The sequence below is a fragment of the Candidatus Magnetobacterium casense genome (assembly GCF_000714715.1).
GTDB classification, from domain to species: domain Bacteria; phylum Nitrospirota; class Thermodesulfovibrionia; order Thermodesulfovibrionales; family Magnetobacteriaceae; genus Magnetobacterium; species Magnetobacterium casense.
This window is the reverse complement of record NZ_JMFO01000003.1, coordinates 197,138-223,915: the sequence shown is the minus strand read 5'-3', so window position 1 is coordinate 223,915 and position 26,778 is coordinate 197,138. Positions and strand designations below refer to the sequence as shown.

The window sequence follows — 26,778 nt, the reverse complement described above, 5'->3', positions numbered from 1 at the left end:
CATTTTTTATTATTAGCATGATATACTACGATTTAATATGATAGTATTGGTTTAGGTTAGTTATGATGTTGTTTCGTTTCACTCAGTGGGAGACATGAAGACGGATAACCCTGACAGGGAGTCCTTTTATTCAACTAATGACAATGGGAAGTTGCGAACCATTGTCGAGGCCTCCCCCCTTGGAATTATATATATGGACAAGGCGGGGAAGGTGTTGATGTACAACGCTGCAGCGGAGGGGATTTTTGGCTGGAGTGCAGAGGATGTCGTTGGCTCTGAGCTGCCTTTTGTCCTCGATGAGCCTTCTGCGGGAAACCCTACAACCGTGTGTCCGCAGATATTTGATGCACTGTCACGTGGAGAGGCCGTTACCGGGGTTGAGCTAAGGCGCTTCCGCAAGGACGGCATGTTGATAGACATAAATGTCTCTATGGCACCCGTGCGGGATCACTCCGGTAATATTACCGGATTCATGGGGATTTTTGCCAACGTTACAGACCAGAAACGCGCCGAAGAGTGTCTGGTGGAAAGTGAAAGCCTCTACCGCAGCATATTCGAGATATCCGGCGGGGCCACTATCGTCATCGACGGCGACGGCACTATCACGATGATTAACGACGAGTTCGAAACAATCACCGGCTACAACCGCAAAGATACCGAAAATCGAAAAATCTGGATGGACATACTTGCCCCCGATGAAGTCCCCAGAATAAAGCTAAATTATGACAACAGGGCACTGTATAAAAACGCCTCATTAAAACAATATGAGACCATTATTGTCAACAAGTACGGCACGCGAAAAAACGTCTACGTCAACTTCAAAAACATCACCGGCAGCGACAAGTGTATCATGTCTATCGTTGACATCACCGAACACAAGCAGGTGTCAAAGGCGCTGGAGGAGCAGGCACGACTGGCAGCCTTCTCCGCCGAAATAGGCAATGCGCTCAGTTGTAAGGAAGACCTCCAACAGATGCTCAGGAGTTGTACGGATGCAGTGGTCAACAAGATAGGGGCCTCCCTCTGCTGCATATGGCTCTATGACTCTGAGACGAACATGCTTGTCATGCAATCCGCCTCGGGGCCATGCACGGATATAGATGACGCTTACGACAGAGTCCCCCTGGGAATGTATGAGGTCGGTGGTATAGGCTCAAATCGCAGACCGGTGATGACAAACAATGCACTGGCAGAGCCGTTCTTTCACGACGACGAGTGGGCAAGACGTAATCAGTTTGTCTCCTTTGGCGGATATCCGCTGGTTGTGGAGGACCAACTGATGGGTGTTATGGCCGCTTTTTGCCGCAACAGACTCAGTGAGTTTGCATTCAGGGCAATGGTGGCCTCCGCAGACAATATCGCAACCGGCATAAAGCGCAAATGCGTGGAGATCGAAATAAAGCTCAAACATGCAGAGCTTCAAGACCTCAACCGGAAACTTGAACAACGTGTCGCCGAAGAGATCGTCCAGAGACAGCAGAAGGAACAGATGCTGATACAGCAGTCCAAGATGGCCGCAATGGGTGAGATGATAGGCGCCATTGCCCACCAGTGGCGTCAACCCCTTAATGCCGTCGGACTGATAGTACAGGACCTCGAGGACGCATTTGAGTACGGCGAAATCGACAGGGAATACATCCAGAGGGCCGTCACAGATACAATGAAACAGATTCAGTTCATGTCAAAGACCATAGACGACTTCCGCAACTTCTTCCGACCGGCCAAGGAAAAAGAAACCTTTAACTGTCTCAGCGCAATTAACTCCATGATATCTATAGTCAGCGCCCAGCTCTTTAACAATTCCATAGGTGTCAAGGTCACTTCCGCTGATGACAACGCACTGTTTGTCAACGGCTTCCCCAACGAGTTCAAGCAGGCCGTGCTGAACATCATCAATAACTCCAAAGATGCCATCATAGACAACAGAAGGAAGCCGGCTCAGGTTGCCGAAAAAGGCAGGATCACGATAAATATATCCAAAGAAGCCGGCAAGATCGTCGTGGTCATAACAGACAACGGCGGGGGTATAGAAGAAGGTATAATTGACAGGATTTTTGAGCCGTATTTCACAACCAAGGAGCAGGGTAAGGGCACCGGCATAGGTCTGTACATGTCCAAGACCATTATTGAACGTAACATGGGCGGTAAGCTCGACGTCCGAAACGTTGACCATGGAGCAGAGTTTCGTATTGAGTTATAAATACGCACAAATACACCGCACTGTGGTTGCAGCGGATTGTCTTTGTGAGCGATTGACAAAATCTCCGGCGATACCGTACCGTATATGATAATGGTGTGTTTTTGAGAGATAACGTGTTATATTACGATGAAAAGAGAAAGTAACAATAGAATGGCCTATTGAGAGCATAAAAAAAATTTCCAAGGAGGTATGTTGTGTATATAGCTATGATTGCCTCGGAGTGTGCGCCGGTTTCCAAGGTGGGCGGACTTGCAGACGTAGTGGACGGATTAAGCCGTGAGTTGGCCAGAAAGGGCCATAAGATCGAAGTAATCCTTCCATATTACGATTGCATGAACCACTCGCTGGTTGAGGACCTGCAGAACAATCCGATGGCGCTTTCGGTTCAATATGGAGGCAAACGTGTGTTTTGCACCGCCCACATGGGCAGGGTGCATGATAACGTCTGTTACTTTATCAAATCGCATTCGGAGGAAAAATACTTCGACAGAGGCAGCTTCTATGGTGCCGGGGATGATGAGGAACGTTTCACCTTCTTCTGCCTGGCTGCCCTGGAGTTCCTCAAGGAGGCCGGCAAACACCCCGACGTCATCCACTGCCACGACTGGCAAACCGCACTGATCCCGATACTGCTCAAAACCAGTCACCAGAGAGCAACAAAGACCTGTTACACGATCCATAACATAAAACACCAGGGCAAGATCACCGACAATGCCCTGAAAAAGGCCGGTCTGGACCCCGCATCCTTATCCGGCAAGGGCTCCATCATGGACGACTCCAAACAGGGCTACATAAATCTCATGAAGGGCGGTATAATCCACGCCGATGCGGTCACCACCGTTTCTCCGCAGTATGCCCTGGAAACCCGCACCTCAAAGCTCGGCGAGGGCCTCGAGGCTATCCTCTCCCAACATGCAGCCAAGTACGAAGGCATCATCAACGGCGTTGACTACGACACCTGGAATCCCGCAACTGACACCAACATCCCCTTCAACTATGCCATAGAAACCATAGAGGACAAGTTCAAAAACAAGGAACGCCTCAGAGCCAAGCTCTCCATGCGCAATGCCTTCAAACCAATCGTTTCGGTCGTGGGACGCCTCGATATGCAAAAGGGCGTACATCTGATCAGACACGCCATACTCAATGCCCTCAGCACCGGTATGCAGTTTGTCCTCCTTGGCTCATCCCCGGATAAGGAAATAGCCGAGTACTTCTATCACCTAAAACACTACCTCAGGAACAACCCCGATTGCCACATAAATCTCAGCCATGACGAAGACCTCGCACATCTGATCTATGCCGGGTCTGATTTCCTGCTGATGCCGAGCCTGTTTGAGCCGTGCGGCCTGACACAGATGCTCGCCATGCGATACGGCACCGTACCCATCGTCAGAAAAACCGGCGGCCTCAGCGATACCGTCTTTGACATCGAGGACCCCAATACCCTGCGTACTCAACGAAACGGTTTCGTATTCACAGACTTCACTTACGATGCCATTGAGCAGACCCTCAAACGCGCCGCCTCAACATGGAACGAAAAACCTTATACCTTCAGGGAAATCATGCTGACCGATATGACCACCGATTACTCGTGGACATTGCCTGCTGAGAAGTACCTGACCGTATACAGTAAAATATCCGGTAAACAATAAATCATCGAAATGGACAATACAACAAAAGGAGACTCTATGGACACAGACATGAACACAAACACCTTAGGACACAGGATACAAACCGATGACGTGCATGGCATCACATACCTGATTTCGGACATGACACGATATCCCATCAATGAGGAATACGAAATCCCCCCTAAGTACGACATTGATACCATAGTAGCGCTGCCGGTTAACGAAAACAAGATTTTTGTTTACTGGGAATTAACGCAGACTCTGCTGTCAGACAAGTTACAGGACCCTGCGTCATCGAATTTCACAGTAAAGATATACGAAATAAACGCAGGCCAGAAAAAGGACGATAAAGAAAAAGAAATATGGGTAACCCCAGCCGATGGAGTCGTGGGCAGTGTCTACATCCCCTGCACGGAGGCCTTCAGACCCATGGTGGCTGCCATTGGCGTGGAGAGGGATGGCAACTTCGTCGAACTGCTGAGGTCTAATCATTTAAACGTGCCGTCGTTTAAGGTGCTGGGGCTGAAAGAGGAGTTCTGGAGCAAGGGCGTCCTGATTACCGAAGAAGAGAAGGTCGCAGATGCACCCATCAAGGAAATCGCCCCCGAACTTGAACAGACCACCGATATTTTTGAAAAGGAAATGGGCATAGTCGGCCAGCTCCTTGAGATACGCTTCAAGGACACGGAGAGCATAGAGGTGATCCTGGCACTGATAGAGAAGCTCAAGCACCTGTCGGGCGATGACAAGACGATGCTTGACCTGATAAAACGGTTCTTTGAGACCAGGGTAGAGGACATCCGGTTGTTGAGCCTGTTTTTGGAGTTTATCAAGTTTCTCGGTCAAAAGGACAAGGGCAAGGAATCCGGTTCCGGTTCTGTGAGGGAGTACTTTGAAAAATTAAAAGACGCAGCCGGAATGCCCGGTTCAAGCGAAATGTCATCAAGTGAAAGGAGCTAATCCGATGGTACAGGGATATTGGTTGCCGGTTTTACACTCACATCTGCCATTTGTAAAACACCCGGAGTTTGACTATTTTTTGGAGGAACACTGGCTCTTTGAGGCCGTCTCTGAGACGTACATGCCGCTGCTTATGCGAATGAAGAAGTTCGAGGCCGAAAATCAGGACTTTCGTCTGACCGTATCGGTGTCACCGCCGCTGGCCGAAATGCTTGCCGACGAGTATCTCACCGACCTGTTCCTTAAGTACCTCGACAGACTCATCGAGCTATCCCAGAAGGAGATGAGACGCTTGAGGACAAACAGCGGACTGTTGCCTGTTGCCACGTTCTACTACAAGAGGTTTCTTGAGCTGAAGTCATTCTTTACCGACGTGCTTAATTATAGTGTGTTAAATGGCTACAAGTATTTTTCTCAAAAGGGCTGGCTGGAGGTAATCACCTGTGGTGCAACCCACGGATACCTGCCCCTGTTGCGGACAAACGTTCGTGCAGTGGAGGCGCAAATAGACCTGGCCGTGCAGAGTCACAGCAAGCACTTTGGAAAGGCGCCCGATGGCATATGGTTGCCCGAGTGTGCGTACTACGAGGACCTCGATGAAATCCTCAGAAAATACGGCCTGAAATATTTCTTCATAGAATCGCACGGATTGGCCAACGGCGTGCCCTCACCCAAGTACTCGGTGTACTCAGCCGCCCACACGTTAAATGGCGTAGCGGTCTTTGCCAGGGACGTTGAGACATCCAGGCAGGTCTGGAGTGCCGAGGCCGGTTATCCGGGCAACCCCGATTATCGTGACTTCTATCGTGACATCGGTTTTGACCTGGACATGGATTACATCAAACCATACATCTCACCCGATGGCAACAGGGTCTTTACCGGAATCAAGTACTACAAGATAACCGGTGAGACCGAAGACAAGCTCCCCTATGACCCGCTGGCGGCGTTTCACAAGACCAGGTTTCATGCCGAGCACTTCTGCGCTGGCAGATACAAGCAGATCGAAATGTTGAAGGCATCCATTGACAGACCGCCGCTGATTGTCTCCCCGTATGATGCCGAGCTGTATGGTCACTGGTGGTTTGAGGGGCCGGACTTCCTCTATCACGTCCTGATGCAACTGCAAAAGGACGGCATCATCAAGCCCGTAACCGCTCCGGAGTACCTCAAGGAGTATCCCAAGAATCAGACCGTATGTCCCAGTCCGTCCTCGTGGGGTGAAAACGGCTACTACGAGGTCTGGCTCAACGACGACAACAACTGGATTTACAGACACCTGCACTTCATGGCAGACACCATGCAAAAGTTGGCCAACACCTACTACGACATGTCCGGTGAAGACCCCGAAACCGAACGGCTCAACACAAAGGTGCTGAATCAGTTGGCCAGGGAACTTCTGCTTGCTCAGAGTAGTGACTGGGCGTTTCTGATAACCCGTGGAACCGCCATCGAGTATTCCGTCAAGCGCACAAAAGAACACATCTCCAACTTCAACCGTCTGCTGGAGAGCTTTAATAACAAAAACGTTGACGTGATATTCCTCAACTGGCTCGAATACAAAAACTCCATATTCGAAGACCTCGACTTCCGTATATACTCAAGCAAAAACTGAAGAAAAAGAAGAAGAAAGAAAGAAGGGGGAGCTCTGCTCCCCCTCAGACCCCCTCGCAAGGGGAGGGGCGAGGCGCCCTGGCTACGAAGAAGTCCCCTTGACCCCGTAAAGGGCTGGTTGATTAAGTTGGAAAGGGGTAACTATAATTAGGATAGCGTAAAAAGTGCTTGACCTTACATGGATAAAAGAGTGTGTTATGAAAAATGATTTTTATTTTTCAAGACATGCTGACATTGAACGTCAAACTGACAATCTCACAGTATGGGAAGTTGAAGAGGCATTAAATACAGGTATAATTTTAGAACATTACGATGATACAGGACGTGGCGAGAGCTGTTTGGTTGTTGGTTTTACGGAGATGGGTAAGTCCATACATATAGTGTGTGGCCGAAGGGGAAAGGCGTTAGCGATTATAACCGTATACATTCCTCTTCCGCCTAAGTTTAGGACTCCTTATGAACGGGGGAATAAAGATGAAAATTTGTAACTTTTGTGGAAACAGTAGTTTTGTAGAAAAGCGAGTACAATATATATACAAGCACGACGATCGATTTCTTATTGTAAACGGTGTGCCATGCCAGGAGTGTACGTTTTGTGGGGAACAATATTTTGAGGCCGTGGTATTAAAAAAAATCGAAAAGGATTTTCGTGACATATATTTTTATGGTAAAGTAGTTGAGCAGGAAATAAAGGTACCTGTTGAGGAGTTTGCTGAGACATAGAAAGTGTAGGAAGAATGATTATGCGCAAGGGAGGAGGTTCGTACAGTTGTAGGTTGGGGATGGTGTTGGGGTGTTGCGTTAAGTGTAGATGGCAAGCTCATCATTTTATTGAGGTAATATTATAATATGTTACAAAAGACGGTACTAATCGTGGATGACAGCAGTCTGGCACGCATGATGATGAAAAACATAATAGTCCAAGCATATCCGCACTGGAAGGTTGCAGAGGCTGGCAATGGTGACGAAGCCCTGGCCATTGTCAGGGATAGCGAAATAGCAATAGCCTTGATCGATTTTAACATGCCCGGCATGAACGGGATTGAGCTCTCTGCGCAATTGATGACACTGTACCCGACAATGAGCATCCACCTGGTAACGGCCAACATCCAGGAGAAGATGCAGCAGCGGGCCGACGCCATGGGGGTTGGATTTATCCGCAAGCCGGTATCCAGGGATGCCCTTGCCAGGGTATTTGCCGGTGTTGAGGGGGGGCAGTAGTCATGGATTTAACCGACATGGAACAGGATGCACTGAAGGAGTTTTTTAACATGGGGCTTGGTATGGCGGCGGATTCGCTGAGTCAGATGGTTAAAAAGGAGATATTCCTGTCCCTGCCGCAGCTCGCCGTAGTGACGCATCAGCAGGCCATAGCGTTGGTCAACCATCAGGACGAGGGTAAGCTCGTTGCAGTACGGCAGAATTTTCTGGGTGAACTGGAGGGGACGGCGCTGTTAATCTTCCCCGGGGGCAAGGGCCTTGAGCTGGTCAGGACGTTGTTGGGTGAAAACATCCCGCTTGAATCGCTGACGGAGCTTGAGCAAGAGACCTTGCTTGATGTGGGTAACGTCATACTGAATGCTTTTCTGTCGAGCTTTACGCAGATGATGACCATTGACTTTGAATTCGAAGCAGCCGAGTTCCTCAAGGCCGACTGTGAAGCACTGCTTGCCCTGAACTCCCACAGAATAGTCCGTTCAACCAAGTCTGACAACAGTAACGACGAAGAACAGGCTTTTTTTCTGATGATGGACTTTAAGACCGAGGAAGACGAGCGCAGACACTCTAGTCTAAGAGGTTATGTGGTACTGCTTTTCTCCAGGGAGGCAATGGCAATCCTACGAAAGGAACTGCAACGCATCTTGGCGACATTTATAAGGTCATGATATCCGTCGAATCCTGCTCCTACGACACGGATGACCTCAGGCGCATGATAGCCCATTACGTGGGTGATGAGCGAGTGCCACGGAGGATAAGGCTCATGGAGGATACGTCGGACTTTTTTAGGATCGAATACGACGATGTCGTCCTGCTGGGGGGCAGGCCATACCTCATGCGAAACAACCAGAAGGAGGGGCGCTTTGGCATTGACGATGAGCCAAAGTTCTGGGTCAGAAAGGCCATAGACCTTGTCGATGGCAGCGAAAAGATAATCAAGATGGTGTTTCACGAAAGATACAACGCCAACATCGGCGGGATTGTCTTTGACTGTGTGAGGAGTCCGCAGAAGGAGGCGCGTATCCTGGGCAAGGTTGCCGGTAACGAGCGATTCATGCAAGGCTTTGCGGCCAAGGATTCAGCAGGTAACATAATCCGTGTGCTAGACTACATCAGGGGGGTAAACTTTTCGGCCCACGTCCTGTCACTAAACAAGGGACACGAAAAATATTATCACACCAATCTCCGGGAGGTCATCGACGAGTTCATTGCCTTGGTACAGGCCATCGGGTTCTTGCATGGCTGCAACGAAAAACATGGCGACATCAGACGCGATCACATTATCATGGATAGCAACACTGGTAAGGGGCGTTGGATTGACTTTGACTACACCTTTTTAAATGCGCAGAACAGGTTTGGCTATGATCTCTTTGGCCTTGGCAACATCCTGACCTTTGTCGTGGCCGGCGGCGATGTCACAGTCCAAACGCTTCAGACAAATAACCCGCAACTCTTGCAACGTCTCAGTGAGGATGACATGAACATCGTCTTTCAAAACCGCCTGGTCAATCTCAGGAAGGTCTATCCCTACGTTGCTGATGCATTAAACCTGGTGCTCCTGCACTTCTCCAACGGGGCCAACGTCTTCTATGACACCGTTGCGGAGTTCCTGGAGGACCTCCTGGAGGCAAGAGATAAGCTCACGTAAGTGAGACCAAGGAGCCGCGTGCTATGAATGAAACAGACGTTAGATTTGATATGTTTACATTGATCAAGGCCAGACGGCTCCTCATAGCCGTGGATGACAACGAGCACTCACGGCGTGCAGTACGCTTTGTGGGCGAACTGCTTGGAGGGTTGCCGGGCTTTAGCGTACACATATGCCACATTGCCGTGCTGCTTGAAGACGATGCCTTTGTCTCTGAGGAAGAGTCCAGGGAATGGGTCAAGTTCCTCGTTGAAGAAAAGCAGAAGATGCTACAGGGCTACCGCAACATGCTGGCAGAGGCCGGATTTGCCGATGACGCCCTGTCTACCAGTGTAGTAATGAGTAAGCAGTCAACCATCACGGAGAGCATCATCAGGGAGCAGCTCAACAGTGGCGCCTGCATCATCGTGGTTGGCAGGCGCGGGATATCCAAAAAAGAAGAGTTCATACTTGGCAGCACCACAAACAACCTCATACACAAGTGTAAAAACTGTGCAGTCTGGGTCGTCGAATAAATAACAATAAGGGTGGCCGGCAAGGGTGGCAGCTCCAGATTATAGCAAAGAGAAAGAAAGAAAGGGGCGGCTCGCCCCCCGCTGCGGGAAAATTGTGCCCCACCCCAAAACATGAGACCTTATCTCTGCGATGTCTTTTTACGGTAGCAATCGAGGTCCAGGATCATTTCCATGTCATCAAAGCATCCCTTGGATATGTAATCAAAGCCGCACTTGAGGTACACGTGCATTGCCCTCAGATTTGATGATGCCACTGACAGCCATATCTTATCAAACCCGAGGTCGTTTGAGACATCGATAACCGACCTGGTCAGTTGCGTACCGATGCCGATGTTTTGGTACATGGACGAAACCGCAACAAAAAACTCACTCAACTTCGTGCTTACGGTAAACAGCGCGGCGTGACCCAATATGGTGTTATCCACGGAAAAGGCGAGCACATTCAATCCACTACGGACCATGTCATTGACCCACTGGATGCAGGCCGACTCTGCAATGGGCGGAAGTCCGTTAAAGGAGTTTTTTGGCTCGTAGGCGAGGTATGTCTCAATTAAGGCCTCGTGCATGGTTTTATCAAAAGGACGTATACAAAACGGCTCGTTTTTCTTGTTCAGAAATGTCTTTGAATTGGCTAAAGCGATTAACTCGTTAAACTTGTCTATCATAACCCAACCCTCCAACATAGAATTCTTCTATATATATATTATACCAAGAAGCAACAGGTTTGCATATCTTGCTATAGACGATATTGATATGGTATAAAAAAAGCATGAAGTTTTTTTAACTGGGCAATAGGTCATTGAAGGAGCTTATATGAATCAAACAGGCATACAATATATCTCTGACGAAACCGGAAAAGTGACAGGGGTTATAGTTCCCATTGACTTGTGGTTGGAAATTGAGTCGGAGAAAGAGACGACCTATCTTCTTAAGAGCAAAACAATGAGGAAAAGACTTTTAGAGGCAAAAGGGCGTAGTGATGGTATTGCCTTTGAGGTAGTTCGTGAGAAGCTTGGAGTTTGACCCACATGTCTTTGAAGACTTAGGCTGGTGGGTAGAAAAAGACAGGAAAATGACTCTAAAGATTATCAATCTAATCAAGGAAATTAATCGTGATCCCTTTCGTGGGCAAGGAAACCCTGAAAAATTGAAGCATGAACTATCTGGTTCATATGCAAAACATTAAACGCTATCGGGGATTATGGTAATACGTCCTGCATTAGCGTCCACCTCGACCACAGAGCCTACGGGCAAGACAGTGTTCGGGCAAAAGTGGCCAAAGTCCTCAACCTTCAGGATCGGAAAGTCATAACCATCCGTAAACTCGGCCAACAGTCTCTCCATCTGCCGCATCTCAGGATGCGCTACCTGCATACTGTAGTTAAATCCCACAAGCACCCCCCTCACACCCTCAAAAACCCCCATATGCCGGAGTACCTCAAAGTACCTCAGACAGCTCTCCGGCGTAATGCGATAGGACTCGATAAACAGGATCGAATCGGTAAAGTCCGGCCAAAACTCCGTACCGGTCAACTTCAAAAGACACCTCAGATTGCCCCCAAGCAACCTCCCCCTACCCACCCCGGCGCGTATGGCAGTGCGTCCCCTGCGTGGTCTCACATCGCCCGCCTTGCCAAGGCAGAGCCTGTCAATAAGCTCATGCCTGTCATAGGCGTCCAATTCTGCGTTGACGCCAAGACGCACGTTGTTGCCATGGTAGGTGACAAGCCCCGTCCTGTGATGTATGGCATTTAAAAACACCGTCACATCACTGAGTCCCATAAAAATCTTGGGATTTGCCCGTATGACGTCCATGTCACAATGCGGCAAGACCTCTTCGGCGCTGTTGCCACCCTGCGTTGAAAATATCGCCCTGATATCGCCCCTGCCGAAAAAGTCGTTTATATCCTCCGCCCTTTCCCCAGGTACGGGTGAGCCGATGTATCTGCCCACCTCCGTGCGAAACCCAAGACGCTCCAGGTACTCGATCCCCCTGCGTAGATCATCGCAATAACAAAGCGGATCAGAAGGCGAAACTATACCAATGATATCGCCAGGGTTAAGGGGTGAGCTTTGTCTCTTTGGTTTTACCATCCCGTGATTCATGTGCTTATGGGAACTCTTTTACCGAAAGCACTGCGGGTCTTGCTGAAGATAATCGCCCGTCAGGGCATATGCAATGGCGCGGCAGCCACCACATTGCCACCGCATGGGACACCTTCTGCACTTGCCCTTTAGCATATCCCTGTCTCTGAGCTGGTTGAGGACATCTGAGTTGTAGATATCGGCCAAGTCGTCTGTCATGACATTTCCAAGTGGTATGGGCAGACGCCTGCACGGATAGACCGTCCCGTCGCTGTCAATACAGACGCCGTTGTAGCCTATCGAACAACCGTTTAGCAGATGCAGGTTACAACGCTTGAAGTAGGGATGCCACAGGGGGTCACGCATGGGCTTGGATACGGGATTTGTGTCGTCCGGCTTCAGCTCATGAAACGTCTCAAACAGACGCCTGGTCTCTTTCACTGTCAGGACGTCGTCACTCATCCGGCTGCCTACACCAATGGGGACAAGCCGCGAGAAGGAAAACCTGTCGGCATATTGCCGTGAAACGTCCCAGACGGACTTGAGACTCAGGTGGTTGTGCCGTGAGACGGTCATCATAAAGGTGACGGGGACGTTATTGTTTCGCAGGTGGATGGCACCTTCAGTTGCACGCTCAAAGGCGTTGTTGCTGCCTCTGAGTTCATTGTGCACGGAGGCGTCGCCATCGATGGATATCTGGACGGTGCGACACCCCGTCCGTTGCAGGGCGGAGGCGACATCTGCGGTTATCAGTGTCCCGTTTGAGAGCACTCGCGTTGGGATGCCGTCTTTCCTTGCCTGAAGCAACAGCGGCATCAGTGACTTCGACAGAAACGGCTCTCCTCCGGAGAACTGAATCCGCCCCTTTATGCCCTTCTGTCTGAGAAAGTCCTTATACTTGGCAAGGATCAGAAACAGATTGGTTTCGTCCGGTTCGGCCCTGCGCTGTTGCACATAGCAGTGGGCGCAACTGAGGTTGCACTGGCTGTTTATATGCCATTGGAGATAGAAATACGGATCAAAGCCGGATACCCTAATCACCGCCCCCACCGCAACCACCACAGCCCCCGCCATCGCCTCCACTACTGCAACTGCTGCAACTACTACTACTGCTGCCACCATCTACAGTGGAACTGCACGAACTACACGCCGTACTCGTCCCTGCGTTCATCGCCCGGGCGTAAGAGATGCTCGGCAACAGCGTGTCATATATCGTACCCACCAGGATTGATATTCCGATTATGGCAATGGCGTAACCCAACAGTGGATTGTATTGCTGGTTGCTTGTCAATATCAGATTGTCTCTGTCTATGGCTTGCTCAAAGTCGGACAGGACTTTCATGGCTCTGTGTGATTTAACTGTTGACATCAAGAAAACAACCGCCCAGATTGTGCATATCACCGGCACGGCAAGGGACAACACAATAACACCCGTGTCAATCCCAAGGTTGCCCCCCATTGCAATAAGGGCAATCACAGCCAGTATGCTGGTAAACAACACCGTAGAAAAGAAAGACTGCTTGTCATAACTGCTTATGAGACATCCCTTGCGTCTCAGTACGTCGAGGAGTTCTTTCTTAAATGCCTTTATTGCAGCGCTATTAGCAAACAAGTCCCTCAACGTCGCAGGTCGGCCAAAAAAAGACACGACACCATACTCGTAGGAGGTGGTAATGGCCTTGTCATCTTTTTTGCTTGCATTCTGGCATATGTGTCCTCTCTCTGGCGCTTGCTGCAAAAAGCCTCTCTGTATCAGGTCAAAGATCGCTACGCAGACGGCATGTTTGGAGCCTTTCTTCAGATATGCGACTTCGGCCGGTGTGGGCTGTTGGGCATCCATGATTGGTGGTTGAGGCAGTCTCAATCGCTTAATTACACTGACGATTACGGCAAACAGGGAAATGGCTACCCAGGCAATCAAAAACGATAACTTATGTCCGCTGACTGCCGGACTGATCTCTATTTTGAGGTGCCGGGTCTTCAGAGGGGTCTCTTCAAATGCGATTATCTCCGCACCGGATGGAGCGGTCGTTGTCGTGTATGGTATATTGGCTTCAATGCTGCCGTGGCTGTACTTATCCGGCAACACGAAGGAATACCTGGCCATGTCAACGGGAATGTTCCAGTTGCCAAGCCACGGGGCATTAAACTTACTCGATAACAATCCGTTTTTCAGTGCTCTTTCGAGCAGAAAATCTATGGTAATCAACTTCCTGCCTCGGATTATAGGGGTAAAGTTAAAGCTGATCTTCGTCTCACGGAGTTTATCAACACTAAAGTGGATATCGCCGTGTTCATCGCTGACACGCACCTGTCTGACCTTGTCCGTGCCTACGAACTTGAATCCCTTGCCGAGTGTCTGGTTGGTGGCGGCATAAGTGATCTTCAGGGTAACGGCAACATCCTCAAGTCGTCCTGATTCATTGGGGACAACCCTAAACTGCGCCTCGTAGTCGCTGACAATAACAGCGCCATTGGCATTAAGACTGCACAGCAGCACAAGGGGTAATAGAAACAAAAAAATAAAAAATTCTCGCATCATGGTCACCAACCTCCTGTTGTTTTTTCTCTGTACATATATTATAATATATCCGGTTAGTAAATTGCGGGCGTAACTCAGTGGTAGAGTGAAAGCTTCCCAAGCTTTAGGCCGCGGGTTCGAATCCCGTCGCCCGCTTATTTAAGAATAAAGATAACGGTATCTTCTTTATTTTTTTATAGTGTGATAGTGTAGCGCAAAACCAATCCTGTGCTTATGGTATAATTAAGCATGAGAACTATAATGATAGTTTTTACCTTGATGATTGGAATGACGATTGTAGTAGACGCTGCTGATTCGTCGTTTACGCAGGCGGACAGGGAACGGCTGGTCCGGCTGGAAGAGGGCTTAAAGGCTACAAATCAAAAGATCGACGACGGCCTGAAGGCCACAAACCAAAGGATGGACGATGGCTTTAAGGCTACCAGCCAGAGAATCGACGATCTCAGGGGACTGATATACGTAATGATCAGCGTAACCATAAGCGGTATGCTCTTTATTGTCGGTTTTGCCTTATGGGACAGACGAACAATCCTGGCACCTCTGGCAGCAACCGTCAAGGAACTTGAGACCCGAACCGGGAAACTGGAACTGGCAATTAAAGAAAAAGCCGATAAGGACCCGGAGCTGAAAGAGGCCCTGAAACACGCCGGATTGCTGTAACCCTAGTCACTTTGCGTCCTCCGGCATATCCCTGGAGAAGACATATGCCCTGTTGCGGCCATCGGCCTTTGCCCTGTACATGGCAACGTCGGCGTACTTGACGCACTGCCAGAAGTTCTCCGCATGGGTGGGGAATTCGCTTATACCAATGCTTACGGTCTTTTTCAGCACGCCCGAGGGATGTTCAACTGCAGTGTTTTGTATCGTTTTTCGTATTTTTTCAGCTACATCCAGCGCCCCCGTGCCCGAGACGTCAACCAGGACGACCAGTATCTCCTCGCCGCCATAGCGCACCACGATGTCGGAGTCCCGCACCGAATCTTTTATCAATCCGGCAACGGTTCTTAGCACGATATCGCCCACGTCGTGCCCAAAGGTGTCGTTGACCTGCTTGAAATGGTCTATGTCAAGCATCAGAATGCCCAGGTTTGTTTTTCTCCTGAGTGCCTGGGCGCTGAACTTTGGGCCTGTCTCCTGGATATATCTCCTGTTGTAGAGCTTTGTCAACTGGTCAACCAACGATTGCTCCCGCAGTAACTCCATGAACGTTTTTGCCTCGATGACCGATTCCCCTTCCTGCAGGTAGCTCTTGACATAGGGAATCACGGAGTGCAGACGCCCGGAGTCCCCGACAGGGTAGATCAACTGGATGACATAACCAACCCGCCCGCCCACATACAGCGGAATGCAGTAGTGACACGGCCTGACGTTACCTATGATCAGCGGCGGCGTAAAGCTCAGACATATGGATGTAAACTCCCCCGAGTCCACAATGCCGCCAGTCCTCTTTGCCCTGCACTCATTGGTGTTGGTCAATATCTCTTCGCTGCAATAACAATCCCAGTCCTGAGAGTCTCCTGTACCGGGAAGCCCTTGTGAAAGCCCCTCCGCAGAGAGTATTGACATTACATCCTGCTCATTATCGATTTCGTAGATACAGAATGTTGTAATGCCCATCTCTGTGAGTATCTGTTGAAACCTCAGAAATATGTCAAACTTACTGGTGTCCTTTTCAATTGTCCGCTTGAAGTAGTATACCTTGACAAGGCTGTCAACCGTGTTTGCCGTATCAGTTATGGCATTGCCGCTCTTTGACGCCTCATAGCCTATCAGCAGCGATACCCTGTTGCTTATGGCGGAGAGCGTCTGTGAGAGGGTGGCGCTCATGTGGTTGAATCCACTTGCCACATCGCCGGCCTCATCCAGCAGGGGGACGTCAATGGTCTCACTGAAGTCGCCGTACTGTGCCCGCCGAAAGCCACTCCTGAGACGTTGAAACAGTTCCGTGTACGGCTTAAAAAAGACGTAGATCAAATACAACGTTCCCATCGAAAAGATCAGCGATATGGTAACCATATAGTACATGGAGGATACCCCCCGCTCTTTCTGCTTTGAAAGGTCCATCACCAGCGATATGGCACCGAGTAGCTCACCCTCTCTTGCCTGATGACAACTGATGCACCTGGCCTTCTGGTCCGACACTGCATTATAAGGTATCACAAGGGCATACTCGACTTCCGTGGCAAATAAACTATCATCCTTCAGATCGTCTCTTTGCTCCCCTTTCTGCAGCGCCTCAGACTCCAGCGCAGACAACGACTGTCCCTTTACCACTGACTCTCCAAACTGTTTGATAACACTTGTCCCCCTCAGTATCTTTAACTCTTTTAATCCATATGCATACTTGAGTCTGTCCAAAAATACGTCCCGTTTGTCATAGACCCCCAGGACCATAAAAGATGTGATGGCATCCTTTGTCAACTCTGCCACAGTCCTGGCCTTGTCCTGTGCGCTCTCAAGTGTGAGCGACCTGAAGCTCATAAACACTACGGTCTGCAACATTATCGAAAGCAGTATCAAGGCTATCGTAATGCGTATGATGAGCTTTGTCTTTATAGAGCGTATCGGTTTCAATGTCTTCCTCCCAGGCGTTGGTATTTTGTGGTGGCGCTATTCAAAGCTGAACCCGCGTTCACGAAACAGCCGCAGGCAGGCATCAACGACATCGGCGTCATACCTGCTCCCTCTGTGTTGCGATATCTCCGCCATCGCTGTATCTATGCCCAGTGCAGCGCGGTATGGCCTGTGGCATGAGATTGCCTCAACCACGTCGGCCACACAGATTATTCGTGCCTCCAGGAGTATCTCTTCGCCCCTGAGACCGGCAGGATAGCCCGAGCCATCCATTCTTTCGTGGTGCTGAAGGATCATGGTTGCAACGGGCCAGGGGAAGTCTATCGTCTTGAGTATGTCGTAACCGATCTGGGAGTGCAGCTTGATTAGGCCAAACTCCAGGTCGTTTAGCTTGCCGGGTTTGCTGAGGATGTCTGAGGGGACGTATATTTTTCCGATGTCGTGTATGACCCCGGCCATGCGTATGCCATCGATGGTCTCCTCGGGGAGGTTCATTTCGCCGGCAATGGCGCGTGCGATGTTGGCCACACGCCGTTGGTGTCCTGCCGTATAGGGGTCCCTGACCTCCACGGTCATGGATATGGTCTGGATGATACCGCCGATGGTTTTGCGTAGTTTGTCTATGTTTCGTTGCAGTTCTTTTTCCGTGTGTCTTCTGTATGTGATGTCGCGTATTGTTCCCGTGAAGAAGTCCACGCCGTGCATCTTGCCCCTGGTCAGGGACAGTTCTATGGGGAACTCGCTGCCATCGCGTCGCAGTGCAACCAGCTCAAAGGTCTGCCCTATGCGGGTTGAGTTGCCGCTGGTAATGACTCTGTTAATGCCCTGCTGGTGGGACTCCCGAAAGCGTTCGGGTATGACAATGGACAGGGACTGCCCCTTCATCTCTGATTCCTTGTAACCAAAGGTGTTTTCTGCCCCGCGGTTCCAGAACAGGACGTTACCGCTGCCGTCAATTGTCACGATGGCGTCCTTGGTAGATTGCACGACGGAACTCAGGAGCTCCTCCTGGTCTCGCAGACTCTCCTCGACCATTTTACGCACAATGACTCCGGCTATGGTGTTGGCCACTATTGACAGGAACTCCTCCTCCGACTTGTCCCTGACGTGTCCCGGGGCAATGTAGAGGTTAATGACTCCAAGTATATGACCCTTATTTATGATCGGTACACAGTAATGACCATGAGGGATAAAGGCATCAACCTCTATTGTGTGTCGTTCATCAATAGAGGGGGCATATACGATCTCACGTCTCTGTGCGGCCAGGCCACACAGACAGGTGCCAAAGGGGACGGTTGAACAGGTCTCTACCTGGGCAGTGTTAAACCCGTGTGATGCCTTCATGGTCAGTTCATCGGTGCCGGGGGTAGCTATGAATATTGCCCCCTTGGACATCAGAGACAGACTGGGGATAGAAAAAATAAGTTCAAGTATGCGTTCTAACTGCTCCCTGAGTGAAACGGGTTCCAGCGATATCTGGAGGATCGCCCCCACCACGCTCTGTATCTGGTACGTCCTGACCATCTTGTCTTCGGTGTACTTGGGCATGGTGATGTCCTCGATGATCTCCAGGAACCGGTAGATGTTACCGTTGGCGTCAACCTCGGGGATCGTTGTAACCCTGAGTATCATGTCGCCCATTGGGCGTTCTATGACGGTTTGCGTCTTATTGGTGAAACATTCGTCCTTTTTGCAGAAGCTGCAAATTTTTTTCCGGTCCGTTTTTTTTTGTGCTCCTTGAGAACTCCCCGACCGTGTCATAGCAGGTCTTGCCTTCGAGGTCGGCGCTCTTTGTCCTGAGCATCTTCTCCAGGAATGCGTTGATCTTCAGGAACCTGAAGTCTTTGTCGAGGTAGGCAACCCCCAGCGGGATGTTGTCAAAGATGGTCTGCATATCCCTGATGGCGTCCAGTGAGACGTCGTGGTGTTGTCTGAGTTCACAGAGGGCATGTTCGGTTCGTCTGCGACCGTCGATTTCCTTTTGCAGTTCCTTTTGCAAGCGTTTGAGTTCTATCGTGTTGCCGACAACGCCCCTGACCTCGTGTACGTTGAGGGGTCTCCTCAGGGATGCACTGATTCCCCTTGAGGAGAGTTCTTCGGTCATGACCACATCAGGGCAGAGCGCAATCAATGAGCAAGACTCCAGGCTGGATGCAGTCAGTTGCTCCAAAAAGGCGTTATCTCTGAGCACCGACATGTCCGTCATGACGACCTCTGGGGCAAGTCCGCGATACAGCTCCATGCCCTCTTGCACAGACCTGGCAACGGCAATGTCGTACCCCTCAGACCCCAGAGACCTGACAATGGTGTCAATAGCAAGACTGTCGTCATCGACGACTAAGACCCTGTCGTTAAACATAACTTTCAACCCTTATTGTATCATAAATTCTACGGATTTTTGTAGACGTGTTTTTTTGCGACGGCAGTTCAGAGTGTAGAACTATTATGACAATGTCAAGCTAATAAAAATTTTAAATGCGATTGCCCTGTTTAAAACTCTGCCACTTATATGATACAATAAACCCTATGTATTGTTTTAATATAATAAAATATTAGGAGGCGAGATGTCAGAGCTAAGGAAAGACCCCATCATAGGCAGATGGGTCATTATATCAACGGAGCGAGGCAAGAGACCGTCTGACTTTATATCTCCATCGCACAAGAGAAAGAAGACGGGAGGGTTCTGTCCCTTTTGTCCGGGGAACGAGTCCAAGACCCCCCCTGAGATCGTATCGTTCAAGCAACCCGGCAAGAACGGTCCCTCAGACTGGAGCCTGCGGGTAGTGCCCAACAAGTTCCCTGCACTGCAGATCGAGGGCAGCCTCGACAGGTCAAGCGAGGGAATCTTCGGTAAGATGAACGGGATCGGCGCACACGAAATCGTGGTTGAAAGCCCTGACCACAGCCTCTCCCTGGCAAGCATGGACAAGAAGTCTGCCGAGGACGTGCTGTGGGCATTTAACTCACGCCTGAATGACCTGAAAAAAGACCCCCGGTTTAAATACGTCCTCGTATTTAAAAACGAAGGAGAGTCCGCCGGCGCCACTCTCGAACATACACACAGCCAGTTGATAGCACTGCCAATAGTGCCCAAACGCGTCCAGGAAGAAGTCGAATCGGCACGCAAGTACTTCGGCTTCATGGAGAAATGTATCTATTGCGACCTCATCGAACAAGAACTGGTCGCCAATAAACGGATCATCTACAAGAACGACTCATACCTGGCCATTTCGGCCTATGCACCCAGAGTGCCGTTTGAGACGTGGATACTCCCCAAGTACCATGAATCATCCTTTGGCCCACGCAACAACAGCTTCACGGCGCTCTCCGAGGTGATCCAGGCAGTGCTGGGACAGTTTGACAAGATACTGGACGTGCCCCCCTACAACTTTGTGCTCCATACATCTCCGTTTGTGGACGAGCAAAACCTCTACTACCACTGGCACATAGAGATGTTCCCAAAACTGACCAGAACGGCAGGGTTTGAATGGGGTTCGGGTTTCTACATCAACCCAACTTCCCCCGAAGATGCAACCAAGTACATGAGAAACGGGCTGTAGCACAGAACAGGTATTGATGACCCACAAGAGGCATTGCACACTCTGATGTTTAGCATGGCCGACAAGACCGGCACCCATAAGGTCTCCGACGCAAGGCAACCCCTGATGTCTGAGACGGCGTACACATCCGCTATGGCCGAAAAACGTATGGCTGCCCTGTACGATATAGCACAAGGGGCTATACTCACCGTGGGAGCCGACATGACGATCACATCGGCCAATAAGATGATAGCGTTCTGGATAAACAGAAGTCCCGAGGACGTGGTCGGCCTTAACTGCTGCGATGTCTTTAACGACGCCGAGGGCATACAGCCCCAGGACGTGGCCGCAGAGACCTTCAAAAGTGGCCTGCCGCAGTCGGATACCTACAGCAGCAACAGGCGTTTCGCAGAACTGTCTGCCTACCCCATAGAAGACGACAAAGAGATAAAAGAGTGCATAGTCATCATCCGTGAGACAACCGACACGGTCATTCATCAGCACGAAATCATAGACCTCTACCAGAGCGTCAGTCAGACCAAGGACAGACTCGAAAGCCTGATAGAAAACTCCGCAGATGCTATTATTACCACCGACCTTGACGGCACGGTGCAGTCGTGGAACAAGAGTGCGGAGCGTATATTCGGCTTTTCGGAGGAGGAAATAGCAGGTCATTTCTTACCGTTCCTATCCGATTCTAACGGCAGGACGTTTGCTAAATACTTTGCAGCAGTCGGCCAGGGCGATATCCTGAGGGATATAGAGATATCCGGCAAGAGAAAGGACTCAGGCCCTGTGGAGATCAGCATAACGATCTCACCCATAAAGGATGCCTCCGACACCGTCACCGGCATAACGCTCATAGCACGGGACGTCTCCCGGCGCAAGATAGTCGAGCGTGAGTTGCTAAAGAGCAGGAGAAAGCTGTCACATCTGTTTTTCATAAGCTCCGTGATACGCAGCACACTTGCTCTGGAGAAACTCCTGCTGATGATCCTCACGGTGGTAACGGCCAAGGACGGCCTTGGCTTTAACCGGGCAATCCTCTTTCTCTACGACGAGCAGCATGGCCGCCTCAGAGGAACAATGGGCATAGGCCCTGCCACCCTGCAGGAGGCACACCAAATTTGGAACGACCCCACACTAAAAGACAAACCAATCGTCGAACTCCTGGAGGAGATCGAAAAGGGCACAATTGGACGCGACACCTTCCTGGACAGACAGTGCAGGGAGCTGGAGATATCAATCGCAGATGAAGGGAGCAATTACCTGTCGGCCGCGGTAGTGTACAAGAAGTCCTTTAATGTAACCTCGGCGCAGACGGACCCGATGGCCGACCCAATTGTCGTAGAGCGGCTTGGCACGGAAGCCTATGCCGTTATTCCGCTAATAGCCCTGGGTAAGGTGATCGGAGTGCTGTGGGTCGATAATCTGTTTAACAAACAGCAGATAACAGGTGATGACCTTGGATTTATATCGACCTTTGCAGACCATGCGGCCATATCCATAGAGAGTGCCCGGCTCTTTGAGCAGGTGAGTGTGGCAGAGAGTGAGCTGCACAACATCTTTGAGTCAATATCGGAGAGCGTCTTTATAACCGACCTGGATATGGTTATAACCAAGGTGAATAAGGCCGTATGTGAGTTGCTTGGTTTACAGCAGGAGCAGGTAATAGGGCGAAAGTGTTGTGAGTTGTTTCACAATCAGGACACCACTATACCACAGTGTCCCTACGATGAGATGCTGCAGAGGCGTAGTTCGGTGGTCTCCGAGATAGAGGGTTTTTATGCCGGTAGCAAGGACACCTTTAGCGTATCGATTTCGCCAATCATAGACTCTTATGGATCATATACCGGTGCAGTCCACATAGCCGGCAACGTGACCCAGGGCAAAAAGCTCAGAGAGCAGTTGGCCAAGATGCAGCAGATAGCGGCAATGGCAGAGATGACGGCCAGGGTTGCCCATGAGATCAGAAATCCGCTGTCCTCCATTGGCGGCTTTGCCAGACGTCTTCAGAAGAGGTTAGATGGCCCGCTGCAGGACTATGCAAACATAATCGTGGAAGAAGTCACACGCCTTGAGACCATACTAAGACAGGCGTTGTGTTTCGTAAGGGAATCAAAGATGTCCAACGAAACCATAGACATAAACTCCGTGCTTCGTTCCGTCAGGCAGCAGATGAGTACAACAGTGAAGGACAGGGTCGTCTTTGATGAAGATTACAGTGCCGAGTCCCTTGAGATAACCGGTAATCCCAACAGATTGAAGGAGGCCTTTACCAACATAGTAACCAACGCGTGGCAGTCCATACAGTATAGCGGCAGAATAAGCATACGCAGTCGCAGGGAAGATGACACGGCCATTGTTGAGATCGAAGACACGGGGGTTGGCATGGAAGAGGCGGCACTCAGCCAGATATTTGACCCCTTCTACACCACCAGGATCACGGGAACCGGCCTTGGATTGGCCATAACCTCCAAGATCATAGAAGAACACAGAGCAACGATAGATGTAAAGAGCACGTTAGGAGTTGGGACTATATTCAAGATTAAATTCATACTAAAGGAGGCAAGATAAATGAAGGTATTAATAGTCGATGATGACCCTCACCTTAGAGACCTGTACAAGATGGAGCTGGAGGATGAGAAGTACGATGTGTATGTAGCGAGTTCCGGCAAGGAGGCCCTTGAGATATTTGACAAGGAGGACATAGGTATAGTAACGCTGGATATACTGATGCCCGGGATGGATGGCATAGAGGTGCTGCGTCGGATGAAGGAAAAGAAACCGGACCTGCCCATAATCATGTCAACGGCCTATGACTACCGTGATGACTTTTCGGTGTGGGCCTCGGATGCCTATGTGGTAAAGTCCTCCGACATGACGGAACTTAAGAACACGATCAAGAAGCTGTTGTCCTGAGCCAGGAGCGTCCTGGAGCGCCAAGAAATGGAACAGGTAGAGCTGGAGACTGAAGCCCCGTTGTATGGGGGATTGTGTCTTAGCCGGCACAATGGTGTCGTCTTTGTCAGGGGCACCATACCCGGTGAGAGGGTTGTTGCGCAGTTAAGGGAACAAAAGCGGGACTACTCTATTGCCGATGCGATAGAGATACTGCACGGCTCCGAGGACCGCGTGGAGGCTATATGTCCGGTGTTTTCGGTATGCGGAGGCTGTCACTATCAACATATCTCCTATGAGCGTCAGCTTGCGATCAAAGAGGAGATCGTCACAGACTGCCTTAAGCGGATCGGAAAAACTGATATCGCCTTGGAAGCAACCCTTGCAGGTCAACAGTGGCATTACAGGAGCAAGGCACAGTTTAAGCTGGCCGATGATGGCACAATAGGGTTCTACAAGGAAGACTCCAGGGATGTTGTATCCGTGCAAGAGTGCTTTATATGCAAGGCAAGCATAAACGCTCTGCTGAGAAAGCTCAGTGGAGCGCGGTTTGTCAGGGGCATCAGGGAGATACACATCCTCTCCGGAGAAAACACGATAGCCTACGTCAAGGGTGCGGATGTCGATGAGGGGCGCCTGGATTTCTTCCTGGACGTTGGCTTTGATGGTGCGGTCTTAGAGAGTGGCCCCTCTGTTGGAGTCACCAGTTGCAGGTTTATGCTCGGAGAATTGAGTTACGTGGTCAGTGTGCAGACGTTTTTCCAGTCAAACTGGGAGTTGAACCTGCGCCTGATACAACAGCTCTCCGAGGCGCTTGGAAATATAGATGGCATGAGCATTCTGGATGCCTACGGGGGGGCGGGGAACTTCTCCCTCCCCTTATCCTTGCGCTGTCGTGGTGCCACCGTCCTTGAGAACAACCCCTACGCCATTGCAGACGGTAAGAGAAACATCGAAGACAACAACCTCAAGAACATCAGATATATTTCACGTCCACTGGAAAAAATCAAGGAAACAGAAGCAACCCGCAGCGATAAAAAGACCGCCAGGTACGACATCGTAATCGTTGACCCTCCAAGAGTTGGTCTTACTACGGCAGGGGTTTTACGGCTCCTGGCCCTCAGTCCCCAGAGGATTGCCTACGTTTCGTGTAACCCGGCCACCTTTGCCAGGGATATACACAAGCTGGGTAAAGAGTACACGTTGGCGTCAGTCAGGCTTGTTGACATGTTTCCCAACACGTATCACTGCGAAGTCTTGGGGATATTAAACAGGAGGTAGTCTTTATGAAACCAATTGTGATATACGATCACCCTGTCTCCATGCAGATACACAGAGAGCTTTTTCACTTCGATGACGATGTCTATGTCCCAGCCGGTGACGATCTGATAGGAGTGTTACAGGGGTTGGAGGTCCACGGTGGGGCGACGGTATCGGTGGCTGCGCAGTGTCGTGGCATGATCGCTCTGGCGTTGTGGAAATATGACCCTGCCGCTGAGGAAGTCCTGGCGTTTCTGGCCTCGGTGATCCCTGAGTGTAAGGAGGTGTTGTTGACCGCCTCCACGGATGAGGTCTTTGAGTTTATGTACAAGCAGAAGAGGTTTGATTGTCTGCGCCGTTTAAGCAATACCACCAAGAGATTAATTGAAAAACACCTCAGAGATAAGCGCATCAGGATAGAGTTTCATCTGACGTCGGAGGCAACCGGCAGCATAATAACCAGCAGCCTCTGAATGTGTTGAGCGTTCCTCCGTGTGAGGAACAAGCGGTAGCAGATGGTAGCGTGCTGTTGTGTTTGTCCGACGCATTGTCCTTCTATCTGAAGTTGTGTGTATGTAAAACTTGACAATTGTACCGCCAGATGTGGTATGGTATAGAATATGGTATTGTTAAATTAATATAACAGATGTGGAGTAATGAATACCTAATAATCAGCATATCGGCTCAACAACAACTATGAGTATGGTGCTCATAGATTTCAGTATCACAAAAGAATCAGGAGGATTGTTATGGCAGAGCTTAAGGCAAAGATTAGTCTCAAGAGCAAGGGTGACGAGGCCTATATACCAGTAAAACAGTTAATGGTGACATTAAAGTGGTCGGCCAATGTAGACCTTGACCTTATGACGTTTTACAAGACTAAGGATGGTCGCACCGGCGGTATCTTTACTGACCAGCTTGGCGGTTCCCTGGGAACTCTCAATGAGTTTCCCTACATCCAGCACACCGGAGATGAGGGCGTCGGCGGAAGCAGCGGCGATAAACAAGAGGTCTTGCGCATTGCCAAACTCGATGAAATCGCTGAAATCTACATCATCGTGCTGAACTATGACGACGCCAGCAAAAAGATAGAATCGGCGTTTAACAAGTATGATGGCGGTATCGTGATCATGGATGACAAGGGAGAGTCCTTTTCGGTGCACCTAAACTCGCCCGAAAAAGGTACGGTAGCCCTTGTTGCAAAGATCGACAACACCGGCGCAATGGGGCCAAAATTGATCAACGAAAACCGCATCATGAGCCTGGAGACATTTGTCAGCACCATACCCGCCGGCAATCTTTTAATAAAGTAGACGGACAGGACAAATATCATTATGGTAGATTTCTTTGCAGACAAAATGGACATCAGACCGCAGCCGTCACCAACACCGTCACCTACCGTGCCCTATGAGTACCTGTATCGCGGGGCATTTACGATGCTGCGATACCGCCTCAAGGCTGGCGAAATAATAAAGGCAGAGTCGGATGCGATGGTGGCCATGAGCAGTACAATCGACGTGGAAGGCAAGTTGGAGGGTGGCGTGTTGGGCGGTCTGGGGAGGATGCTCTCCGGAGAGAAGTTCTTCTTTCAGACGCTCACCGCACGGCGTGGTCATGGCGAAGTACTGATGTCTCCCGTGGTCCCGGGGGATATCATGGAGTTGCAGTTGGACGGCAGGACTAACTACATTATACAGAAGGACGGTTTTTTTGCCGCTTCTAATGAGGTGGTGATTACCACCAAGATGCAGAATCTGGCAAAGGGGCTGTTTTCCGGAGAGGGTTTTTTTGTAATAAAGGTCGGCGGTTCCGGCACCCTATTTGTCAGCTCATATGGAGCCATCCACGCCCTGGATATACCGGCGGGGGAGGAGATGATTGTCGATAACGGCCACCTTGTGGCATGGCCCGAAAGTGTTGTCTACACGATAGAGAAGGCATCTTCGGGATGGATATCTTCTTTTACTTCGGGTGAGGGGATGGTGTGCCGTTTCAGGGGGCCTGGCAGGGTCTTGATCCAGACCAGAAACCCCCAGGGGTTCGGCCAGTGGATCAGGCAGTTTATACGCACGGGGTCATAAACAATCAGGA

The 26,778-nt window shown here is 50.1% G+C and carries 27 protein-coding genes and 1 tRNA gene; 21 read left to right on the top strand and 7 right to left on the bottom strand.

Translation table 11 applies throughout. The features are described from left to right. Positions 1-94 precede the first annotated feature (94 nt). From Mcas_RS16140 to Mcas_RS02680, 10 genes are all read left to right on the top strand, one after another. Positions 95-2,200: a PAS domain S-box protein gene (locus Mcas_RS16140; protein ID WP_052566752.1), complete on the top strand. Its 2,106-nt coding sequence runs from the start codon at positions 95-97 to the stop codon at positions 2,198-2,200. Between the two features lie 194 nt (positions 2,201-2,394). Continuing rightward, complete coding sequence (locus Mcas_RS02720) at positions 2,395-3,855, top strand: glycogen synthase (protein WP_040333909.1); 1,461 nt, start codon at positions 2,395-2,397, stop codon at positions 3,853-3,855. Between the two features lie 36 nt (positions 3,856-3,891). Then, complete coding sequence (locus Mcas_RS02715) at positions 3,892-4,794, top strand: DUF4912 domain-containing protein (protein WP_040333908.1); 903 nt, start codon at positions 3,892-3,894, stop codon at positions 4,792-4,794. 4 nt (positions 4,795-4,798) lie between these two features. Continuing rightward, entirely contained in the window at positions 4,799-6,406 is a 1,608-nt protein-coding gene (locus Mcas_RS02710; RefSeq protein WP_040333907.1) for a glycoside hydrolase family 57 protein, read from the top strand. Positions 6,407-6,569: 163 nt separating this feature from the next. Beyond that, complete coding sequence (locus Mcas_RS02705) at positions 6,570-6,893, top strand: DUF4258 domain-containing protein (protein ID WP_200873616.1); 324 nt, start codon at positions 6,570-6,572, stop codon at positions 6,891-6,893. Further along, positions 6,880-7,128 (top strand): YgiT-type zinc finger protein, encoded by a 249-nt coding sequence (locus Mcas_RS02700; RefSeq protein ID WP_040333906.1) that lies wholly within the window; start codon positions 6,880-6,882, stop codon positions 7,126-7,128. Before Mcas_RS02705 ends, Mcas_RS02700 begins: the two co-directional genes overlap by 14 nt. A 126-nt stretch (positions 7,129-7,254) precedes the next feature. Further along, positions 7,255-7,626 (top strand): response regulator transcription factor, encoded by a 372-nt coding sequence (locus Mcas_RS02695; RefSeq protein ID WP_040333905.1) that lies wholly within the window; start codon positions 7,255-7,257, stop codon positions 7,624-7,626. A 2-nt stretch (positions 7,627-7,628) separates the two neighbouring features. After that, positions 7,629-8,291, top strand: a complete 663-nt coding sequence (locus Mcas_RS16135) for a chemotaxis protein CheC (RefSeq protein WP_052566749.1) — start codon at positions 7,629-7,631, stop codon at positions 8,289-8,291. Then, complete coding sequence (locus Mcas_RS02685; protein WP_052566748.1) at positions 8,288-9,271, top strand: protein kinase family protein; 984 nt, start codon at positions 8,288-8,290, stop codon at positions 9,269-9,271. The genes Mcas_RS16135 and Mcas_RS02685 overlap by 4 nt, the downstream gene beginning before the upstream one ends. A 23-nt stretch (positions 9,272-9,294) precedes the next feature. Then, positions 9,295-9,786 (top strand): universal stress protein, encoded by a 492-nt coding sequence (locus Mcas_RS02680; protein ID WP_040333904.1) that lies wholly within the window; start codon positions 9,295-9,297, stop codon positions 9,784-9,786. A gap of 119 nt (positions 9,787-9,905) precedes the next feature. On the opposite strand, the gene Mcas_RS02675 is transcribed toward Mcas_RS02680, so the two are convergent. After that, positions 9,906-10,451, bottom strand: coding sequence for a GNAT family N-acetyltransferase (locus Mcas_RS02675; protein WP_040333903.1), 546 nt, complete (start codon positions 10,449-10,451; stop codon positions 9,906-9,908). A gap of 148 nt (positions 10,452-10,599) precedes the next feature. On the opposite strand from Mcas_RS02675, the gene Mcas_RS02670 reads away from it, so the two are divergent. Beyond that, positions 10,600-10,809: a hypothetical protein gene (locus Mcas_RS02670; protein WP_040333902.1), complete on the top strand. Its 210-nt coding sequence runs from the start codon at positions 10,600-10,602 to the stop codon at positions 10,807-10,809. 49 nt (positions 10,810-10,858) lie between these two features. Next, complete coding sequence (locus Mcas_RS19120; protein WP_353740380.1) at positions 10,859-10,972, top strand: type II toxin-antitoxin system YoeB family toxin; 114 nt, start codon at positions 10,859-10,861, stop codon at positions 10,970-10,972. Here Mcas_RS19120 and Mcas_RS02660 read toward each other — a convergent pair. Genes Mcas_RS02660 through Mcas_RS02650 form a run of 3 tightly spaced genes read right to left on the bottom strand, consistent with a single transcriptional unit; the run spans position 10,969 to position 14,413 of the window. Continuing rightward, complete coding sequence (locus Mcas_RS02660) at positions 10,969-11,880, bottom strand: S66 peptidase family protein (protein ID WP_162176238.1); 912 nt, start codon at positions 11,878-11,880, stop codon at positions 10,969-10,971. The two genes, Mcas_RS19120 and Mcas_RS02660, sit on opposite strands and share 4 nt — an antisense overlap. A 30-nt stretch (positions 11,881-11,910) precedes the next feature. Then, a complete protein-coding gene (locus tag Mcas_RS02655) occupies positions 11,911-12,993 on the bottom strand; it encodes a radical SAM/SPASM domain-containing protein (protein WP_081853551.1) in 1,083 nt (360 codons plus the stop codon). After that, positions 12,905-14,413: a TIGR04222 domain-containing membrane protein gene (locus Mcas_RS02650; RefSeq protein ID WP_040333899.1), complete on the bottom strand. Its 1,509-nt coding sequence runs from the start codon at positions 14,411-14,413 to the stop codon at positions 12,905-12,907. The genes Mcas_RS02655 and Mcas_RS02650 overlap by 89 nt, the downstream gene beginning before the upstream one ends. Positions 14,414-14,476: 63 nt before the next feature. On the opposite strand from Mcas_RS02650, the gene Mcas_RS02645 reads away from it, so the two are divergent. Further along, positions 14,477-14,548, top strand: a tRNA-Gly gene (locus tag Mcas_RS02645). A 105-nt stretch (positions 14,549-14,653) separates the two neighbouring features. Further along, complete coding sequence (locus Mcas_RS02640; protein WP_040333898.1) at positions 14,654-15,073, top strand: hypothetical protein; 420 nt, start codon at positions 14,654-14,656, stop codon at positions 15,071-15,073. Positions 15,074-15,079: 6 nt separating this feature from the next. Here Mcas_RS02640 and Mcas_RS02635 read toward each other — a convergent pair whose 3' ends face one another. The 3 genes from Mcas_RS02635 to Mcas_RS02625 are packed head-to-tail and all read right to left on the bottom strand — an operon-like array spanning position 15,080 to position 19,346. Further along, positions 15,080-16,987, bottom strand: coding sequence for a diguanylate cyclase (locus Mcas_RS02635; RefSeq protein WP_052566746.1), 1,908 nt, complete (start codon positions 16,985-16,987; stop codon positions 15,080-15,082). Positions 16,988-17,023: 36 nt separating this feature from the next. Beyond that, positions 17,024-18,628: an HD domain-containing phosphohydrolase gene (locus Mcas_RS16130; RefSeq protein WP_052566745.1), complete on the bottom strand. Its 1,605-nt coding sequence runs from the start codon at positions 18,626-18,628 to the stop codon at positions 17,024-17,026. A 25-nt stretch (positions 18,629-18,653) separates the two neighbouring features. Beyond that, complete coding sequence (locus Mcas_RS02625; protein ID WP_040333897.1) at positions 18,654-19,346, bottom strand: response regulator; 693 nt, start codon at positions 19,344-19,346, stop codon at positions 18,654-18,656. Between the two features lie 205 nt (positions 19,347-19,551). On the opposite strand from Mcas_RS02625, the gene galT reads away from it, so the two are divergent. The 7 genes from galT (at position 19,552) to Mcas_RS02590 (ending at position 26,768) form a co-directional block, all read left to right on the top strand. Beyond that, entirely contained in the window at positions 19,552-20,547 is a 996-nt protein-coding gene (gene galT, locus Mcas_RS02620) for a galactose-1-phosphate uridylyltransferase (protein ID WP_040333896.1), read from the top strand. A gap of 45 nt (positions 20,548-20,592) precedes the next feature. Beyond that, entirely contained in the window at positions 20,593-23,103 is a 2,511-nt protein-coding gene (locus Mcas_RS02615) for a PAS domain S-box protein (RefSeq protein ID WP_040333895.1), read from the top strand. Next, positions 23,104-23,448, top strand: a complete 345-nt coding sequence (locus Mcas_RS02610) for a response regulator (RefSeq protein WP_040333894.1) — start codon at positions 23,104-23,106, stop codon at positions 23,446-23,448. It abuts the gene before it with no gap. Between the two features lie 27 nt (positions 23,449-23,475). Next, positions 23,476-24,708 carry a class I SAM-dependent RNA methyltransferase gene (locus Mcas_RS02605; RefSeq protein WP_040333893.1) on the top strand — a complete coding sequence of 411 codons (1,233 nt, stop codon included), beginning with the start codon at positions 23,476-23,478 and terminating at the stop codon, positions 24,706-24,708. A 5-nt stretch (positions 24,709-24,713) separates the two neighbouring features. Continuing rightward, the gene (locus tag Mcas_RS02600; RefSeq protein WP_040333892.1) at positions 24,714-25,160 is read left to right on the top strand and encodes a hypothetical protein; all 447 of its coding nucleotides are present in this window, start codon (positions 24,714-24,716) and stop codon (positions 25,158-25,160) included. A 276-nt stretch (positions 25,161-25,436) separates the two neighbouring features. Then, positions 25,437-26,000: a hypothetical protein gene (locus tag Mcas_RS02595; RefSeq protein WP_052566744.1), complete on the top strand. Its 564-nt coding sequence runs from the start codon at positions 25,437-25,439 to the stop codon at positions 25,998-26,000. A gap of 45 nt (positions 26,001-26,045) precedes the next feature. Further along, on the top strand, positions 26,046-26,768 hold the full coding sequence (locus Mcas_RS02590) for a TIGR00266 family protein (protein WP_435050989.1): 723 nt from the start codon (positions 26,046-26,048) through the stop codon (positions 26,766-26,768). Positions 26,769-26,778: the final 10 nt, after the last annotated feature.

Coding starts and splice junctions, on each gene's coding strand:
- Mcas_RS02590 (WP_435050989.1), top strand. CDS start 26,046: ATGGACATCAGACCGCAGCCGTCACCAACACCGTCACCTACCGTGCCC.
- Mcas_RS02680 (WP_040333904.1), top strand. CDS start 9,295: ATGAATGAAACAGACGTTAGATTTGATATGTTTACATTGATCAAGGCC.
- Mcas_RS02600 (WP_040333892.1), top strand. CDS start 24,714: ATGAAACCAATTGTGATATACGATCACCCTGTCTCCATGCAGATACAC.
- Mcas_RS02605 (WP_040333893.1), top strand. CDS start 23,476: ATGGAACAGGTAGAGCTGGAGACTGAAGCCCCGTTGTATGGGGGATTG.
- Mcas_RS02655 (WP_081853551.1), bottom strand. CDS start 12,993: ATGGTGGCAGCAGTAGTAGTAGTTGCAGCAGTTGCAGTAGTGGAGGCG.
- Mcas_RS16135 (WP_052566749.1), top strand. CDS start 7,629: ATGGATTTAACCGACATGGAACAGGATGCACTGAAGGAGTTTTTTAAC.
- galT (WP_040333896.1), top strand. CDS start 19,552: ATGTCAGAGCTAAGGAAAGACCCCATCATAGGCAGATGGGTCATTATA.
- Mcas_RS02710 (WP_040333907.1), top strand. CDS start 4,799: ATGGTACAGGGATATTGGTTGCCGGTTTTACACTCACATCTGCCATTT.
- Mcas_RS16140 (WP_052566752.1), top strand. CDS start 95: ATGAAGACGGATAACCCTGACAGGGAGTCCTTTTATTCAACTAATGAC.
- Mcas_RS02595 (WP_052566744.1), top strand. CDS start 25,437: ATGGCAGAGCTTAAGGCAAAGATTAGTCTCAAGAGCAAGGGTGACGAG.
- Mcas_RS02700 (WP_040333906.1), top strand. CDS start 6,880: ATGAAAATTTGTAACTTTTGTGGAAACAGTAGTTTTGTAGAAAAGCGA.
- Mcas_RS16130 (WP_052566745.1), bottom strand. CDS start 18,628: ATGGGCGACATGATACTCAGGGTTACAACGATCCCCGAGGTTGACGCC.
- Mcas_RS02675 (WP_040333903.1), bottom strand. CDS start 10,451: ATGATAGACAAGTTTAACGAGTTAATCGCTTTAGCCAATTCAAAGACA.
- Mcas_RS02715 (WP_040333908.1), top strand. CDS start 3,892: ATGGACACAGACATGAACACAAACACCTTAGGACACAGGATACAAACC.
- Mcas_RS02695 (WP_040333905.1), top strand. CDS start 7,255: ATGTTACAAAAGACGGTACTAATCGTGGATGACAGCAGTCTGGCACGC.
- Mcas_RS02650 (WP_040333899.1), bottom strand. CDS start 14,413: ATGATGCGAGAATTTTTTATTTTTTTGTTTCTATTACCCCTTGTGCTG.
- Mcas_RS02640 (WP_040333898.1), top strand. CDS start 14,654: ATGATAGTTTTTACCTTGATGATTGGAATGACGATTGTAGTAGACGCT.
- Mcas_RS02625 (WP_040333897.1), bottom strand. CDS start 19,346: ATGTTTAACGACAGGGTCTTAGTCGTCGATGACGACAGTCTTGCTATT.
- Mcas_RS02670 (WP_040333902.1), top strand. CDS start 10,600: ATGAATCAAACAGGCATACAATATATCTCTGACGAAACCGGAAAAGTG.
- Mcas_RS02615 (WP_040333895.1), top strand. CDS start 20,593: ATGTTTAGCATGGCCGACAAGACCGGCACCCATAAGGTCTCCGACGCA.
- Mcas_RS19120 (WP_353740380.1), top strand. CDS start 10,859: ATGACTCTAAAGATTATCAATCTAATCAAGGAAATTAATCGTGATCCC.
- Mcas_RS02685 (WP_052566748.1), top strand. CDS start 8,288: ATGATATCCGTCGAATCCTGCTCCTACGACACGGATGACCTCAGGCGC.
- Mcas_RS02610 (WP_040333894.1), top strand. CDS start 23,104: ATGAAGGTATTAATAGTCGATGATGACCCTCACCTTAGAGACCTGTAC.
- Mcas_RS02660 (WP_162176238.1), bottom strand. CDS start 11,880: ATGGTAAAACCAAAGAGACAAAGCTCACCCCTTAACCCTGGCGATATC.